Origin of the sequence: Microcoleus sp. N9_A1 (assembly GCF_036701795.1) — a bacterium.
In the GTDB taxonomy this organism is placed as follows: domain Bacteria; phylum Cyanobacteriota; class Cyanobacteriia; order Cyanobacteriales; family Microcoleaceae; genus Microcoleus.
In genome coordinates this window covers 107,009-121,133 of sequence record NZ_JAUBRI010000015.1, presented here as the reverse complement: position 1 = coordinate 121,133, position 14,125 = coordinate 107,009, and the positions used below count along the sequence as shown (strand labels likewise).

Here is a 14,125-nt window from a genome sequence, read left to right as displayed (position 1 = left end):
CCTGGCACATCTCTTGATGAAGTTATTCGTGCTTATTGTGCAGAAAGAGTGTCTCATACTTATTTGAAATGACTATATCAGGTCAAATTGACGGCGAAGTCGTAAAAGATGGAAAGGATCAGCGGTTTGAGTTTACATGGGACGGTAATGACGAGAACGATCCTGCATCTGGTAGCGGTTGGCTCAAATTAAAGGATAAAAACTCGGTAGATGGTCGAGTCAAATTCCATCAAGGCGATAGTTCTAGCCTTGTGGCTGAGCGCATTAACAATAAATAAGCGATCGCACTTAATGCTTTAAAAGTGACTTTTTGAGCGATTTACTTACTTGTTCTCAGGAAGAGCCTGGTAACGCAGATCCGAAGGCTCTGCCTCCAATTTTCCTCTCGCGAGGCAGAGGCTCTAGACATGGGTTCTCAGGCTCTTCCTGGGAACCAGTTAAAATTTCTTTGTTATAAATCTCCTTAGGAATGAAAATTTAATAACTTAAGCGATTGCTCGTTACCAGGCTCCGCCTGGTAATGCAGATCCGGAGGCTCTGCCTCCTCTGATATCGCAACTTACAGAAGAGAAGACTGTAGGAGGTGCTTAAGTTATTAAGTTTTCGATCCTTAGATCCTCTGGCAAGGTGTTGCTGATCAAGTCTGAATCCCACTCAAAACCGAGCTGAACCATACTTTATTCGAGTTTGGACAAATGTTATAGGTAGACCTTTCTCCATCAAAGATGAGGATTTAGCCACTACCTATAGAGTGATTTTAGGTTTTGTCCAAACTCCAAATGCTTCAGCGCTGTAGTGAACAGGAGAAACTTATCACCATCCAAACCTCTGGTAGACATCCTCAAGCCTTTTGATGATACGTGGATGATTGAAAATACTATTGAGCATGGCATTACCCGAAAGATAGAACGATGTGCAGGTTGTTCGGAAAAACCTTCCCGAAAACAACTGTTGATATTTCCCAATAATGCGACTTCTACATTTGATAAAATCTTGACTTATTTTTCCTGGTGACAAGTGATGAATATGGAAATCCACAACATATGCAGAATATCCACGCATGGCAGCCATAAAACATAAATCAAACCCATATAAATGAAATCCATCCATGTCCCTAGATGCCCCCAAATTAGCATCTTTGCGTACTAGGATAAAGTTCTCATCCAATGATTGAACCTTCACGGGAAATCCCTCAGTGTTATGATCGCCATGGGGGTCTGTAAGCCTTAGCGAGAGAGATCCGAGGGATTTTCCCCCTGCATTTCCTAACAGTGCCCACTTCGGATCAAGTTTATTCAATTCAGCAATACAATTTTCCAATTGGGCAAGGTTGTGATTGACCAATACAATATCCTGATGGCAAATGATGATATACCTACCTTTTGCCATCCTCAGAAACTCGTTAATCCCAGAATAGGCATCGGCTGCATTTGTGATGCTATTATCGATATACAAATACTCAGTAATATCGGGAGCAAAACCAGCTTTGGCAAAGGACTCTAACATTTCCTGATATAGATCTTTATCAGTTAATAAGGTGCAAATTGAATACCTTGGCAAAACCGTTTCGTTTACCAAGGTTCTAAGATCCGTTGCCTTAATAGGATGATGCATTTTTACAAGACACCTTGTAGTTTAAAACAGCAAAATTCAGATATGCACCGCAAGAAACAATTTGCAAAAGAGTAGATGCTCCCTCACCTTGTTGAGAGAGAAGATCCCAGACTAGCTCCCCTTAAGCAGGAGATTTCATGGAAATCTAGCTTATATTATATCATAAAAAATCGGATTAGATTGGACTTTGGACAAAGGAAATTACCCAGCTACCTAAATAGCTGAGTCCAAAAGCAAGTCATCAAGCTCAAGTCAGCAATTTTTACTCGTTCCCTGGCTCTGCCCATTGGTGACAACTTCAGGCTTGCCTGCAGCTCGATGGTGTAAGGTAATCTGGTCTGTAAGGTGTGAAAGAAGAGCAACATGGGAAAACGACGTACAATCAATCCCGATCATATTCTCGATCGGAATTTACCAGCTCGCCTCAACTGAAGTGGTATTAATGGATGTGGCTGATGCGGTTGCTGATGAATTAGAACTCTCTACTGAGCAGATTTCTTTAGAAATGTTTTTTCGCGGATTCTATCACTTTAACCAGGCCTATTCTTGTGGCAAAGCGTCCGAGCATATCGCCTATTTTCCTGCCAGGGAGAACCAGGATTTGAGGATTGTCAAATATGAGCATAAATCCAGGATCAGACAGCAGTTATATCTGTCTGCCTATCCCACTTGACATTGGTGACAAATTAGGAAGTTGTCACCAATGGGTTCTGCCTGGGAACCAGTTAAAGAACAAATAACAATAACCAATAACCAATTAACCAGTTAAGAAGGATTAATTGGAAAATCGCCATCACTATCAACCTCTGCGGAACTTTTAACTAAATCCAAGAACGCAAACACGGCCGGAATCAACAACCCATCCCTCAAAACAGCCACCCCAATTACCCTTTCAAAATCCGCAGGCAAACTGCAAACTTTCACCGAAGTAGGTATCGGTTCCGCAGCCAAACGGGGAAGAATTGCTGTACCCAAACCTTGCATCACCATACTGACAATCGTTGAGTCTTCGCTGAGTTCGTAAGCGATATTTAAGGGAAACCCCGAAGTTGTCAAATATTTTCGCAGCGGTACAGAACAAGAATTTTCGGCCGGCTGCAAAATCAACGGATAAGCCGCTAATTCTTTCCAGGTAATCTTAGCACTTGACAATTTGGCAGTTGGCGGCAACAACACAACATATTTATCCCGCAAAATTTCTCTAGTTTCAAATTCATCGGAGATGGGAAGAGAGACAAAGCCGATGTCTGCTTTGCCCGATCGCAAAGCCTCTTCCACAGCTCGGGTATAATAAACTTCGGTAATGCTAACCGTAATTTTGGGAAAGCAACTGCGAAATTTAGCAATAATACCCGGTAGGATATGAGTTGCGACACTCCGAAAAGTAACTATCCGTACCTGGCCTCCCTGCAAACCTTTTTCTAAATCCGCTTCTTTGACCATCATTTCTAAGGTGCAGGCTATTTGACGCCCGTGACTCACCACCCTTTCCCCCACTGGCGTCAGTTGAGCACCGTGTCGCCCCCGGTGGAACAATTGCACTCCCAATTCTGTTTCTAAAGAGGCGATGGCGTGGCTGACGGCGGATTGGGACAGTTCCAATTGCAAAGCCGCCTCGCTAAAGTTTTCACAGTCTGCTACAGCTATCAAAGCTTGAATCTGAGAGAGTTTCATCCGCCGCGTATTGATTTCGTTCATAGCGTTTGTGCCAGTAGTACCCAAATTGTCACAAGGGCTTCGATATATCGATTTTATTCATACAACCTATGCAAGCAATGCTTTGATTTTCAATTGCCACAGAGTTAAGGTTAGTTTATCAGGTAACAGATAGACTTTTACAGGACTTGCACGACAACAATATTGTGCTGTAATTGCGATAAAAGTATTGCAGTTAAAGCTATTTTTTGTATTTTTATTGGTGCATTTTTTGTGGGAGTTATTACTTTAAGGTGTTGGCTATGTCTACTTATAAAAGTCAGATAAATCCCCGAATGATGAGGTTTTTTTCGATTGCCGATCGAGCTAAACTCTCCGAAAAACAGAAAGGGCTATCTCTCTTTTCAGCTATAAATAAAATTGGGCAGTTTTTGCTCTACCTCATTTCTGGTGAGGACGAACTGAGAATTTGGCAGACGTGCGATCGCTATGGTAACACTTGGTGGCACGGTTGCGATCGAGCTACAGGTCGTTCTACCTGTGTGGCAACTGAGGATGAAATGCGCGCTTGGCTCGATCGGCGTTATTGCCAATAGTAGTGTGTGGGTTGCGTGGAAATGAAGTGAAATACAGTCTTCGATTAGTAATTACCCATTAGCAATTACCCCTTAGCAATTACCCATTAGCAAGTAGGAGATGCTATGCTTCAAATATCTTCCGAATGTGCAGCGCCCGTTAGCGGAGCCCTCGAAGAGGATCGCATTATTCTGATGGAAAACGAGGTATACAGATTGCCTCAAACTCATCGAGAAATTCAAGTTTTGTCAGGAATTGCTTGGATCACGCTTGACCAACAGGACATCATCTTGCAAAGTTCTGAAAAAGCATCGCTTCCACCCAGCAAAAACTTTGCTGTCATATCCGCTCTCAACAATATGCCGCTGATTATGGCAGTCTGGCAAGACAAAAACCCAGTCAGAACCTAGGGATTGAGAAAAAATTTGGCAGGAACACCCCAAAAAGCTCTATCTTAATAGTTATCACTTAGCTATTGGAGGACTCGATCGGTGCACAGCCGCTCTTACCACTTCAGCTATCTCGCAGCTATAAGTATTGTCTTATCGCCCGCACTCAGCTTGCTGGCAATTTCAGACGCTGGGGCTTATGCCCCAATTATCAATGCGAGGCGCACCCAAGCGAGCGATTCCCTACGGGATAGCTTCGCTTCACTCGCCCAGGCAAATGACCCCAAAACGCAAGCATACGAACTCTTTGAAACAGGAGTAAAACAGCACCGGGAGGGTTTGTTTCGAGAAGCAATCGAGACTTTTGAGCAAGTTTTGGCAATCCGCAAGCAACTTGGCGACCAAGCGGGAATCGGAGAAACCCTCAATAATATGGGGGAAGTTTATGGCGAAATGGGTTTGAGGCCCAAAGCTTTGGAAGTTCTGCAGCAAGCTTTAGTCATTCACCGAGAAATCAGCGGAGGGCGTCGTATCGCGCGCACTCTCAATCTCATCGGTTTCGTTAACCGGATTGGGGACAATTTTTCCGAAGCGATGAAACTGCACCAAGAAGCTTTGGAACTTGCCAAAACTACGGACGACCAAATTGAAATTGGAGAATCCCTCCACAACATCGCGGCCGTGTACGCAGAACAGGTCAATTACGCCAAGGCGATCGAATTTTACCAGCAAGCGCGGACGATTCGCACGGCATCGGGCGATCGGCGCGATTTAGGCCGTACCCTCAATAACATGGGCGGCGTCTACTACAACATCGGCGACTTTAATAGAGCGATGGAATTTTACCACCAAGCTTTAGCAATTCGCCGGGAAATCGGAGACCGGGCTGGCGTCGGCCGTCTCCTCAACAACATGGCACTTACCTCTCGCAAACTCGGCAAAGATACTCAAGCGCTGATCTATTTTCAGCAAGCAATACCGATGTTAGAAGCAATCGGCGACCAGACAAGTATTGGACGCTTGCTCAACAATATGGGCGCAATTCATGAAAGTCTCGGTCAATATCCTCAAGCTTTAGAATCCTATGAGGGAGCTTTAAAAATTGCTCGTGAGGGCGGTGACAAAGCCGGAGAAACTACAGCGATGGAGGGCATTAAGCGATTGTCTTCCGGTCAGCTTGTACCGCAATAATGACAGTTAAGCGGTTCGGCGTATCGGGGGAAGATTAGACTTGCATTGCATAAGTCTTTGATCGATCGAGAAATCGCAGATGTAAGGCAGATAAACACAGATAAGCGCAGATTATTGAAGCAAGTGAAAGCGGTTGAATGCAATCTTGTCTATTGGAAGCGATGGACTTTGGCGACGATTTGGCATTCATCTGCAAGTCGTTGTATAATTGGTTAAAAATATATAGCTCAAAAAGAGGAAAAAGGCTTCAGGGGGGCTATATATTGATTAATATCGCGATCGCAAGATAGAAACAGTTTCTGTAGTAATTCGTCTGCCAGAGCGACAGCACAACCATTAATCTCAGCTATGGAGATCCGTACCGAAAATCCAGAAGATTTAGAAGCCGTTCGCAACGTCAATATTGCGGCATTCGGGCGAGAAAATGAGGCAAATCTAGTCGATCGATTGCGGGGAACTGGATCTACATTTTCATTCGTGGCCGTGCAATCCGATCGCATTGTCGGACACATTTTCTTCAGTCCGGTTGTCGTTGAAGGGAAATGTTCTAAAAATTTGTCGATTCTGGGGTTGGCACCAGTCGCAGTTCTTCCCGACTATCAGCGCCAAGGTATAGGAACACTGCTGATCCAGCAGGGTTTAAAAGAGTGCAGGCGATCGGGATTTCAGGCAGTGGTTGTGCTTGGTCATCCAGATTTCTATTCGCGTTTTGGGTTCATTCCTGCTAGTAGAAAGAATTTGGGATGCGAATATGATGTGCCCGATGAGGCTTTTATGGTGTTCGAGTTAGAAAGTGGAGCTTTGCAGGATTGCAGCGGAATGGTGAAGTATCGATCGGAATTTAGGATCTGCGAGTGATATTAATTCCGCCCTTCATCGGAATTATTCCTCTCTCTCTGAGCTCCCTCTGCGTTCTCTGCGTTCTCTGCGGTTAAATCATTCCGATGCAACCGGAACTGATATGACGAAGAAGTATCGTAAAAAATTATAAAAATAACATTTAGTAGTCACAGTGGAAAGCGGTTGTCCTGTACTTGCCTTTGTGAACCATAAAACCTGTACAACTATTACCCAGCAAAGTTATTTAAATGCCCCCTTTTCCCTTCTCCCCTTTTGCACCTTGCAAAGCAAAAATCGGAGTTTGAGCAGATTTCCCCTTCAGAGCAACAGCTCCCAAAGCCTCGCAAATGAAGTTTAGCCCGATCGACTCAAACACCATTTCAGCAATCAAAATTTGGTTTTCCCCCGCCTTGCTCATCAACCGAGCCGCCGTATTCACCGTATCGCCGAGGATATTAAACTCCCTGCGCCCTCGCGGTTCCCCAACCTCAGCAGCAAACACTGGCCCCAGGGACAGTCCAATTTGACAGCTTACTTCCACCTCTTGACCGCCGATAATTACCGCAGGCAAAGCTGCAATCAGATCTCGGATCGCAATCGCCGCACTAGCTGCGCGGCTGGCGTCATCAGTGTGAGCGTCGGGCACGCCAAAATAAATCAGCATATCCGAACCGTCTAAGTGCGCCGTTACTTTTTGCAACACGCCCCCTTTAGCTGACACTACAGCATCGATCGACGCAAACACCCGAGAAAAACCCACTACCAGATGGACTTCTTCCTCCGGCGAAGCTTTGTCCACAGACTCCGGTAAACCAATCAAGTTGACAAACATCACCGTCGGTTCGGGAAAATCCGGCGGGATTTTGCGCCTGTCTGCATTTTCCACCAGCAGTCTCAGGATAGTTTTGGGAATATAACTAGCAAGGGGTTCAAGCCGATTCACAGCTTCCCCGATTTCTTTTACCAAGCCCGCAACGCTACGATCGAGCAAGACCGAACTCGGCATCCGCCGCCCAGTCAAAGTGATATCATACTCTCCGAGTCGATCGTCCGTGAAATCGTCCGCCACCAAAAAATAACCCGGTTCCCCGGGTTCAAAACGAAATTGCTCTCCCAAAGACTCTCTAGCAGTTTCAGTCAAACAGACTCTGCCCACTGTCCCAGAACCCTCAGCTTGCTTAGCTTGCTGGACTGAATGCCCCAGTAGTACGTGAGCCATCCGCAGCGGCGTACCGATGTCAGCACTAATGTAGCGGCCGCAGTGGATGCCCACCCGCATCCTCAAAGACAAAACTCCCCGCGCCGTTTCAATATTGGCAAATTCAGCCATCGCCCGCTGCATCCGCAAACCCGCCCGCACCGCCCTCGCTGTATCCTCTTGGTAAACCCCTGAGAGAAACTGCACCAGCATGGCATCTCCGGTAAACTCCAGCAAATCCCCGCCCGATTTGCTGACAATTTCAATCATCGAGGCAAAATAGTCGTTAATCACGCCCAGCAGGCTTTCAGCTCCCTTGCGCCCCTGGGTCGCATTCGCTTCCAACAGCGAGGTAAACCCTGCCAAATCCGTGAACAGCAAGGTGCCTGTTTGCCATTGGTAGCGCACTTCGCCCGGGTTGGGCGGAGATTCGGACACGGGCCTGGGCACGTAGTCGTGGAGGATGTAGCGCAGAGTTCGCAGGTGATCGAAAACCCCCATTAGCGTTGCGGGGGACGGATCTACCCACGCAGCAGCGTAAAGTTGAGCCGAAAGGAGCGATCGCAGCCGCAGTTCGATCGCAGCCAAGGGAGGATTGTAGGTTAATCTATTAATTTCCACCTAAGTTTATTCTTAAAAAATAAGGTTTGTTCGATCGATCGAGAGGCCACACCAGTAACTCGACCTATACCATTATGATAAGTTTCCAGTGACTCCATATCAGCCAAACCCAGAACCCACTATAGAAACTTCCGAAAGTCACAGCTTGCTAGCTCCCGATTTGATCAGAGCTGCTCGCTCTGCCTATGGTATGTATCTGAAAGTGCATTCCGATCAGATGCAGCGTCCGGCGGGTGTAGTTGTCAGTCAAGGAAGCGATCGAGGCCAGATAATTTTTGCTTCGCAGCCGATTTTATTGCCCGGTGAACGTTTTGTTACTTTTGACGAAATTGAATCTCAAATGTATTAGGCAGTTGACAGTTGACAGTTGACAGTTGGGAATTGGGAATTGGGAATTGGGAATTGGGAATTGGTGATTGATAATTGGTGATTGATAATTGATAATTTGTGATTAATAATTGGTAACAATTCAAAAGCGAAACTACATCGCATGATTCCCAAAAAAGGTTCGTAGTGAGGACTTTAGTCCGCATCTTTCATGACTAGGACTTGGATTCCGAACGATAACACCTCATTGGTAATAGACTGCACACAATCTAACAACTCACAGCTAACAAATCAGAGAATTCAACAGTCAACAGATAACTTAATGGAAATTATATTTAATTCCCTTGTCAGCGCGATCATCTTTATTCTCGGATCTGCTATTGGCAGCTTTCTAAATGTGGTAGTCTATCGCTTGCCTGCGGGTTTGTCGGTGATCCATCCTCCTTCTCGCTGTCCCAAGTGTTTAAATCAACTCAGAAATTACGAAAATATACCCGTTTTCGGTTGGCTGTGGCTGCGCGGACGCTGCAATCACTGCCACAGTCGCATTTCTGCCCGCTATCCGTTGGTGGAAGCAGCTACGGGTTTGCTGTTTTTGCTCATCTTCTGGCGGTTTGGCGTAACAGTGCAAACTCTTGGTTTTTGGGCTTTGTTTAGCTGGCTGTTGGCTTTGTCTTTGATTGATTGCGATACAATGACTTTGCCTAATTCTTTAACTCGATCGGGTTTGGTGCTCGGATTGGTTTTCCAGATGGGCAAAGGTTGGTGGCCGACATTTAGTTCGATCGACTCGGTAAACTATCTGGTACTCGACGGCATCCTGGGAGCAGTTGTCGGGTTGTGGCTGTTTGATGCAATCGGACTTGCCGGGACCATCGGACTGGGGCAGAATGCTATGGGCGCCGGAGATACCAAATTGGCCGCCTTGATGGGAGCTTGGCTGGGCTGGAAATACTTGCTGCTAGCGGGATTCATCGCCTGTTTAGCCGGAGCTTTTGCCGGTGGCGGGGCGATCGCTCTCGGCTTGCTCGATCGGCGTCAACCCATGCCTTTCGGCCCGTTTCTGGCTCTCGGTACAGCAATTACTGCTCTGTGGGGCGAAGCGATCTTATCTACTTACTTGCAGTTGTTTTTCCCGAATTTTAGTTTCTGATCTGCAGGTAGTCAGGCGCGATCAAACATAACATTGTCTCAAAAATTGGTAAAATTGTTCCGTGTCTTGGATTACACTTAAAACCACTAGCTTTCGTTGGGAAGCGGAATTAATGCAGCAGCTCCTAGCAGCTCATGAAATCCCAGCCCGGATTGTAGACTTGGGCATAGCATCTTATTTGGGTGCTGGAAGTGCTACAGCCCTGCAAGTTCTTCCAGAACACCAGCGAACAGCATTGATCCTCATCAGTCCCATTGAAGAGGACAAGAGTCAGTAGTCAAGTCTGTTGTTTATTGTCAGTTGTTATTGGTTATTAGTGATTAGTTATTAGTTATTGGTAGCAGCTAACAACTCACAAATAACAACAGTCAACAGTCAACAGTCAACAGTCAACAGCCCACAGTCAACAGTCAACAGTCAACAGTTAACAATTACCAAGTTTTAATGTCTTTATTTGATTGGTTTGCAAATCGACGAAAATCAGTACCGAACTCCCAAGAACGGCCGGAACGAGAAATTGCGGACGGACTTTGGAATAAATGCGAAGCTTGCGATGCCCTGAGTTATACCAAAGACCTGCGAGCAAATCAAATGGTTTGCTTGGAATGCGGGCATCATATCAGAGTTTACAGTGACGATCGCATCGAGCAGTTGATCGATCCCAATACCTGGGTACCCATTAACGAAGGACTGCACGCCACCGATCCTCTGAAATTTCGCGATCGCAAAAAATATAGCGATCGACTTCGAGAATTTCAAGAAAAAACAGGCCACCTAGACGCCGTAGAAACAGGCATCGGCAAACTAGAAAATTTGCCAGTCGCCCTCGGAGTCATGGAATTTCAGTTCATCGGCGGCAGCATGGGCTCAGTAGTCGGAGAAAAGCTGACTCGCCTCATCGAACAGGCCACGCGGGAACGCTTGTCAGTGATCATTGTCTGCGCTTCCGGTGGTGCAAGAATGCAAGAAGGAATGCTCAGCTTGATGCAAATGGCTAAAATTTCCGGGGCTCTGGAACGCCACCGGGAAGCGAGACTGCTTTACATCCCGATTTTGACCCACCCGACCACCGGCGGTGTCACCGCCAGTTTTGCCATGCTGGGAGACATTATAATTGCAGAGCCAAAAGCTACTGTAGCCTTTACGGGCGGCCGGGTAATCGAGCAAACTCTGCGCGAAAAGCTGCCGGAAAATTATCAAACTTCCGAATACTCCTTCGCCCACGGTTTTGTAGACTTGATCGTACCCCGGACTCAATTAAAGAAAACTCTTGGTCAGCTCATCAGCCTCCACCAGCCCCAGCCTTTCTTGGCCGGCTCGGAATTCCCCGCCCTCGAAGCCAGCGATAACCACGCTTTGCCCCCGCAGACTCACGCTTTCAAACTTTCTCCCTAAGCTGTTGCGCCAGAGGATTGCCTGTTGGTGAGTGCGGGGCACAGAGAGAAATTTCTGAGGAATTGCCAAAAACCCGGCTTCTACCAACAATATTGAGTTTGGTAACGAGACGTTCACGCAGACACCGGGTTTTGAACCCCGCCCGCCCAAGTCCTATTGGTAATAACGACGCAGCAGTGGGATGATATTGATCGGAAGTTGATTGGCCCTGGAGTTTGGCTGGGCAAAAATGCCTAGTAGCAGTTAGCGGTTAGTTGGCTTGCGATAGATCAAACAATATCTCAGAACAAACTAACAGAACAAGCTAACAGCGCTTTCTAAAATTGTCCGGCTTTCAGTTAATAGCCGTCAACTCAATTTTGACCTGTCAGCGACCTAAAAATTATGGGTTTTGCAGACCTGTCCATCGCAGAAATAGCAGAGGACTTCAACGTCCCTGTTGAAGAAGTGATCCGCTTGTGCGATGAGTTAGAAATTGCCTACAAGCACCCTCAAACCCGTTTGGCTTTGGAGGATGTTAAGGCAATTATGTCCACTCTCGAAAAAAGGCGCGACTCAAAACTTCTTGCAGATTAGATCGCAAAATTCCTCTACCTTTAAAGGTAGGGCTGCACAAACTTTCGCCAGTTGTTGCAGAATCAGGGAATTTTGAACACACATCTGTTTGCCAGGTACGATCTCTTAGCGTTCAATAATTTGCCGGATTTTTTTAAGGAGAACCATGCTTAAAAGATATTTCATTGCTCTGACCGCTGTATTCTTGAGCTTTCAGTTATTTGTCAGCAGTGCGATGGCTGTCGAACTGAGTCCTGAACTTCGCACTGTGACTTTGAATGACAAGGGTGCTCCGGTGGTGCTGAGCCTCAAACAAGTTCAGCAAGGCAAACGCCTGTTCAATTCGGCTTGCGCTCAATGTCACGCTGCAGGCATGACAAAAACTGACCCGAACGTGAATTTGAGCCCGGAAACTCTGGCTTTGGCCAACCCGCCCCGGAATAATATTGAGTCGCTGGTGGACTTTATGAAAAATCCCACCACTTATGACGGGTTTGAGGAAATTTCGGAACTGCATCCGAGCATGAAGAGTGCGGATATTTTCGCTGAGATGAGAAATCTCTCGGATGACGATTTGTACGCGATTGCCGGTCACATTCTGTTGCAGCCCAAAATTGTCTCCAGGCAGTGGGCTGGTGGCAAAGGCGCTCGTTAATCGATTTTAGATTTTAGATTTTAGATTTTGGATTTTGGATGGGGAGAGGGCTGAAGTTCGGCAAGAATTGCTGGCTGGTCGTTTTTCGCTCTAAAATCTGAAATCTAAAATTTACCAGAAAAAATTGGTTTAAAGCCGGAACCCTGATCGGGAGAAATTAAAAGAAGACGATTCATTACTTCAATCCTCTTCCTTCTAGGTAGAGGTCGCACTCAACTGTCAACTGTCAACTGTCAACTGTCAACTGTCAACTGAACTCCGGCTCATTGATTATCGCAAAAGGTTGTAGTCCCTCATGCTGCGTCGTGGTGCTTTTGTCTGCTTTCTGTTGGGGATGTTAATTATTTTGCCGCTCGTGCTGTTGGCTCCTCAACCTGTTTTGGCTGCTGCCGATTCTTACGTGAATAGGTATTTACAAGCCAGCGAACCTGTGGCTCTGGAGTTGGACTCTGAGGGACATACTCGCTTGTTTTCGGCTCAGGATTTGTCTGCGGGCAAGGTATTGTTCCAGCAAAATTGCCTGAATTGTCACGTCGGAGGAGCTAATTTGCCCGATCCGACGATATCTCTGTCTTTGGCTGACCTCAAAGGGGCAACGCCTCCCCGCAACAACATCAATAGTCTGGTGGCGTATCTGAGAGAACCGATGACTTATGACGGTACTGAGGAGACTTTTTGGTGCCGCCAAGTGCCGGAAAGCTGGATGCCACAGGCTGAGATTGAAAGTTTAGCGGCTTTTGTGATCCGGGCTGCTCAGAAAGCTCCGGGCTGGGGCGTGGAGAATTTTGAGAGTTGAACTGCTACTGCCAAAAAGTGGTAAATTACTCGGAAGAAGGCGATACGACTGCGCGATCGCGCCTGTTTTAACTAATTTGGCGTAAGTCCCACGCTGTAATTGTACTCAATTGGGCGTCGGGATATAAGCCAAGCAAGGTCTATGAAAAAGAGCGACAATTTACTGTTTCTCTAGCAAAAAAACGTGTAAGATATAAGTGGTTGCGACCCACCCACTCGACTGCAAACAACAGGCTACAGTAGCAGTAATATGCTTGGCCTTGGACAACTGCGAGAGAAAGGGGGAAAGAACAGACCGCTGGTTGGTAAGGCACGTCCCACCATAAAATACAATCCAAGTTTGTTGTACGAAAATAGTTTTTGCCTTGGGAAACAGGGCTTCTGCGTGGGTTCCCTACGAAGGGATAAAGGGTGTAAAAGCCCAGAAATGCTGTGTAAGACTCGGATCGTCTTCAGTGACGAATCTCTGTAATGAGATACCCAACAGAGCAACGGCAAACGAGACACGAAGCCTACACTGTAGAAAAGGTCAGTGCTAGGTATTTCACCAGGTAAAATATCTAAAGAATCACCATTTGCGTGTCCATTAGAGGAGAACTGCGTTGAAAAGACTCTTATCGATCGCCCTGTTAGCGTTCGCAATTTTTACCGTCGGCTTTGGCCGCCCTGCTTTGGCAGGAGATGCTGCTAACGGAGCTAAAATCTTTAGCGCCAACTGTGCTGCTTGTCACATCGGTGGCGGCAACGTGGTTATGGGCATGAAAACCTTGAAAAAGGAAGCTCTTGAAAAGTACGGCATGAATTCCATCGAAGCTATTACCACTCAGATAACTAAGGGCAAAAGTGCTATGCCTGCTTTCGCCGGTCGCTTGAAGCCCGAACAAATCGAGGATGTAGCAACCTACGTGCTTGAACAATCTGCGAAAGACTGGAAAGGCTAAACTGCCTCTTTGAAGTGGGACAAGCTGGGCGGGTTTGATTTAATTTAAAACTTGTCTTCCCGATCGCACCCTCTCTCACCCTTTGGCGAATAAATATCGGTTTGCAGCGCTCTTAACCTATTGGGGAAAGCGCGCCAGAAATGCGATTTTTATTAGCTCAAGGGTGAGGGAGGGTAATTTTATTTTAGATTTTAGATTTTAGATTTTAGATTTTAGATT

The 14,125-nt window shown here is 46.4% G+C and carries 17 protein-coding genes; 14 read left to right on the top strand and 3 right to left on the bottom strand.

Annotated features, from left to right (window positions below; all coding sequences use genetic code 11):
- The first annotated feature begins 68 nt into the window (after positions 1-68).
- The gene (locus tag QUA58_RS09950) at positions 69-278 is read left to right on the top strand and encodes a hypothetical protein (protein WP_333250855.1); all 210 of its coding nucleotides are present in this window, start codon (positions 69-71) and stop codon (positions 276-278) included.
- A 535-nt stretch (positions 279-813) separates the two neighbouring features.
- Here QUA58_RS09950 and QUA58_RS09945 read toward each other — a convergent pair.
- Positions 814-1,578, bottom strand: a complete 765-nt coding sequence (locus QUA58_RS09945; protein ID WP_333250853.1) for a hypothetical protein — start codon at positions 1,576-1,578, stop codon at positions 814-816.
- A gap of 478 nt (positions 1,579-2,056) precedes the next feature.
- On the opposite strand from QUA58_RS09945, the gene QUA58_RS09940 reads away from it, so the two are divergent.
- Positions 2,057-2,287, top strand: coding sequence for a hypothetical protein (locus QUA58_RS09940; protein ID WP_333393867.1), 231 nt, complete (start codon positions 2,057-2,059; stop codon positions 2,285-2,287).
- 92 nt (positions 2,288-2,379) lie between these two features.
- On the opposite strand, the gene QUA58_RS09935 is transcribed toward QUA58_RS09940, so the two are convergent.
- Positions 2,380-3,312, bottom strand: a complete 933-nt coding sequence (locus QUA58_RS09935) for a LysR family transcriptional regulator (protein ID WP_333250849.1) — start codon at positions 3,310-3,312, stop codon at positions 2,380-2,382.
- Positions 3,313-3,572: 260 nt separating this feature from the next.
- On the opposite strand from QUA58_RS09935, the gene QUA58_RS09930 reads away from it, so the two are divergent.
- The 4 genes from QUA58_RS09930 to QUA58_RS09915 all read left to right on the top strand — a co-directional run bounded on the left by QUA58_RS09930 (position 3,573) and on the right by QUA58_RS09915 (position 6,284).
- A complete protein-coding gene (locus QUA58_RS09930) occupies positions 3,573-3,866 on the top strand; it encodes a hypothetical protein (protein WP_333250847.1) in 294 nt (97 codons plus the stop codon).
- A 105-nt stretch (positions 3,867-3,971) separates the two neighbouring features.
- A complete protein-coding gene (locus tag QUA58_RS09925; RefSeq protein WP_333393866.1) occupies positions 3,972-4,256 on the top strand; it encodes a hypothetical protein in 285 nt (94 codons plus the stop codon).
- 81 nt (positions 4,257-4,337) lie between these two features.
- The gene (locus QUA58_RS09920; protein WP_333250845.1) at positions 4,338-5,426 is read left to right on the top strand and encodes a tetratricopeptide repeat protein; all 1,089 of its coding nucleotides are present in this window, start codon (positions 4,338-4,340) and stop codon (positions 5,424-5,426) included.
- A gap of 348 nt (positions 5,427-5,774) precedes the next feature.
- Positions 5,775-6,284, top strand: a complete 510-nt coding sequence (locus QUA58_RS09915; protein WP_333393864.1) for an N-acetyltransferase — start codon at positions 5,775-5,777, stop codon at positions 6,282-6,284.
- 226 nt (positions 6,285-6,510) lie between these two features.
- On the opposite strand, the gene QUA58_RS09910 is transcribed toward QUA58_RS09915, so the two are convergent.
- A complete protein-coding gene (locus tag QUA58_RS09910) occupies positions 6,511-8,085 on the bottom strand; it encodes an adenylate/guanylate cyclase domain-containing protein (RefSeq protein ID WP_333393863.1) in 1,575 nt (524 codons plus the stop codon).
- Between the two features lie 88 nt (positions 8,086-8,173).
- On the opposite strand from QUA58_RS09910, the gene QUA58_RS09905 reads away from it, so the two are divergent.
- From QUA58_RS09905 to petJ, 8 genes are all read left to right on the top strand, one after another.
- Positions 8,174-8,434 carry a hypothetical protein gene (locus QUA58_RS09905; protein WP_333250840.1) on the top strand — a complete coding sequence of 87 codons (261 nt, stop codon included), beginning with the start codon at positions 8,174-8,176 and terminating at the stop codon, positions 8,432-8,434.
- 300 nt (positions 8,435-8,734) lie between these two features.
- On the top strand, positions 8,735-9,565 hold the full coding sequence (locus QUA58_RS09900) for a prepilin peptidase (protein ID WP_333393862.1): 831 nt from the start codon (positions 8,735-8,737) through the stop codon (positions 9,563-9,565).
- 61 nt (positions 9,566-9,626) lie between these two features.
- Positions 9,627-9,842: a hypothetical protein gene (locus QUA58_RS09895; RefSeq protein ID WP_333250837.1), complete on the top strand. Its 216-nt coding sequence runs from the start codon at positions 9,627-9,629 to the stop codon at positions 9,840-9,842.
- A 167-nt stretch (positions 9,843-10,009) separates the two neighbouring features.
- The gene (gene accD / locus QUA58_RS09890; RefSeq protein ID WP_333126800.1) at positions 10,010-10,960 is read left to right on the top strand and encodes an acetyl-CoA carboxylase, carboxyltransferase subunit beta; all 951 of its coding nucleotides are present in this window, start codon (positions 10,010-10,012) and stop codon (positions 10,958-10,960) included.
- 384 nt (positions 10,961-11,344) lie between these two features.
- Positions 11,345-11,536 (top strand): translation initiation factor IF-2, encoded by a 192-nt coding sequence (locus tag QUA58_RS09885; protein ID WP_333058460.1) that lies wholly within the window; start codon positions 11,345-11,347, stop codon positions 11,534-11,536.
- Between the two features lie 145 nt (positions 11,537-11,681).
- Positions 11,682-12,170, top strand: a complete 489-nt coding sequence (gene psbV, locus QUA58_RS09880) for a photosystem II cytochrome c-550 (RefSeq protein ID WP_333250835.1) — start codon at positions 11,682-11,684, stop codon at positions 12,168-12,170.
- A 295-nt stretch (positions 12,171-12,465) separates the two neighbouring features.
- Positions 12,466-12,966, top strand: coding sequence for a photosystem II cytochrome PsbV2 (gene psbV2 / locus QUA58_RS09875; RefSeq protein WP_333393861.1), 501 nt, complete (start codon positions 12,466-12,468; stop codon positions 12,964-12,966).
- Between the two features lie 601 nt (positions 12,967-13,567).
- The gene (gene petJ / locus QUA58_RS09870; RefSeq protein WP_333250831.1) at positions 13,568-13,906 is read left to right on the top strand and encodes a cytochrome c6 PetJ; all 339 of its coding nucleotides are present in this window, start codon (positions 13,568-13,570) and stop codon (positions 13,904-13,906) included.
- Positions 13,907-14,125: the final 219 nt, after the last annotated feature.

What these genes read in the sequence shown, in the direction of transcription:
- QUA58_RS09915 (WP_333393864.1), top strand. Translation starts at nt 5,775, where the DNA reads ATGGAGATCCGTACCGAAAATCCAGAAGATTTAGAAGCCGTTCGCAAC.
- QUA58_RS09925 (WP_333393866.1), top strand. Translation starts at nt 3,972, where the DNA reads ATGCTTCAAATATCTTCCGAATGTGCAGCGCCCGTTAGCGGAGCCCTC.
- QUA58_RS09930 (WP_333250847.1), top strand. Translation starts at nt 3,573, where the DNA reads ATGTCTACTTATAAAAGTCAGATAAATCCCCGAATGATGAGGTTTTTT.
- QUA58_RS09940 (WP_333393867.1), top strand. Translation starts at nt 2,057, where the DNA reads ATGGATGTGGCTGATGCGGTTGCTGATGAATTAGAACTCTCTACTGAG.
- accD (WP_333126800.1), top strand. Translation starts at nt 10,010, where the DNA reads ATGTCTTTATTTGATTGGTTTGCAAATCGACGAAAATCAGTACCGAAC.
- QUA58_RS09900 (WP_333393862.1), top strand. Translation starts at nt 8,735, where the DNA reads ATGGAAATTATATTTAATTCCCTTGTCAGCGCGATCATCTTTATTCTC.
- QUA58_RS09885 (WP_333058460.1), top strand. Translation starts at nt 11,345, where the DNA reads ATGGGTTTTGCAGACCTGTCCATCGCAGAAATAGCAGAGGACTTCAAC.
- QUA58_RS09950 (WP_333250855.1), top strand. Translation starts at nt 69, where the DNA reads ATGACTATATCAGGTCAAATTGACGGCGAAGTCGTAAAAGATGGAAAG.
- psbV (WP_333250835.1), top strand. Translation starts at nt 11,682, where the DNA reads ATGCTTAAAAGATATTTCATTGCTCTGACCGCTGTATTCTTGAGCTTT.
- QUA58_RS09935 (WP_333250849.1), bottom strand. Translation starts at nt 3,312, where the DNA reads ATGAACGAAATCAATACGCGGCGGATGAAACTCTCTCAGATTCAAGCT.
- psbV2 (WP_333393861.1), top strand. Translation starts at nt 12,466, where the DNA reads ATGCTGCGTCGTGGTGCTTTTGTCTGCTTTCTGTTGGGGATGTTAATT.